1 protein-coding gene is annotated in these 1296 nt (G+C 60.2%); it reads left to right on the top strand.

The window, feature by feature from the left end; translation table 11 throughout:
• Positions 1–717, top strand: a 717-nt coding sequence (gene phoU, locus CKO31_RS25900) for a phosphate signaling complex protein PhoU (protein ID WP_200243748.1), incomplete at its 5' end; no start/stop codon positions are given.
• Positions 718–1296 lie beyond the last annotated feature (579 nt).

The following is a 1296-nucleotide window of genomic DNA, read 5'->3' as shown; positions in this document are numbered from 1 at the left end:
GGCCACATCGTGCGCAGCTACGACGAGGAGCTTGCGGCATTGCGGACGCTTGTCCTGGACATGGGCGTGCTGGTGCTTGAGCAGACTTCCGCGGCGGTCGGTGCACTGTCGCAAGGTGAGATCGAGCAGGCCCGCCGGGTGCTTGATCGCGAGCGCAAAGTCGCCTACTTCGTGCTCGACGCCGACGACATGATCTTCAACCTAATCGCCAAGCGCCAGCCGGCCGCCATCGACCTACGCTTGGTTCTGGCACTCTCGAAGGTCGTCGCCCACCTCGAGCGTGTTGGCAGTCGTGCCGGGCGCATCGCGTGGAGCGTCGTCAACCTCCTCGAACGCGGCAATCAGCAGCCGAGCGCCAAGATCCTCCACCATGTCACGCGCCTGCACCAGCTCGCCACCGAGATGCTGCAACGATCCCTCGATGCCCTGGCCAATACCGATGTCGATGCTGCACTGGAGGTCTTTGCCGATAATATCGTCTTGGATCAGGAAATCGATGCGGCGATGCGCCACTTGATGAACTTCGTATTGGAAGACCCCGCTCTCGTCGGGCAGGTACTGGAATTGGTAATGGCAATGCGTGCGCTGAGCTGTATTGGCGATCAGGGGGGTAATATCGCCGAGCAGATCGTGTTCATCGCCAAAGGAAAAGATGTTCGCTATCAGAACCGCGAGATCCTCATCGACGCCTTGAGGCAACGCGCACCCTCGCACTAAAGATGTGGGGAGGTCTCCGTGCGGGCCGGCCCGCTGCTTGCCCACACTGCACACCCGCGCGGGTATCGCGGCGCTTCCGATCGTATGCGTCAAGGATCGCCCGAATGAGCGATCCTAGCTGACCTGCGCTCACCGGCTGCGCCCCAATGAGAGGCTGGCGGTACGCATTCGCGATATCGACCCAATGCCGCGCCTGAGGTCTGGGTCTCGCCGCAGTCGATCATCATTCGCGCTTGGGCAATCCTTGAGATTATCCTACTGCTTCGTAAGGTGTTTGGCGGTATCGGTTATTCTCTGCTGGAGTGGATGCTCGCACTGACCATCCTGGTTCCTGGTTACGCCCGCCTGAACCCTGTTCCTCTATAGCAGTTGTCTGCCCCGGTGCTGTGTCCCCGGATGATTGTGCGATTGAAGCTCCAATGTTCCGGCTCTGAGACAACCCGTTCGAGAAGAGCAGCGATATCCCCCTCCTGCTATATCTCTCCAACCAGATAGTTTGTTGGGCTGATCTGGGTCAGCTGCGCCCGCGTGTTGCGCGACTACGCTTTAACCGCTGCCTTGCTGCCCGGCACGCGATGA

It is taken from the genome of Thiohalocapsa halophila (assembly GCF_016583825.1).
In the GTDB taxonomy this organism is placed as follows: Bacteria; Pseudomonadota; Gammaproteobacteria; order Chromatiales; family Chromatiaceae; genus Thiohalocapsa; species Thiohalocapsa halophila.
This window is presented reverse-complemented; position numbering and strand designations above follow the sequence as displayed.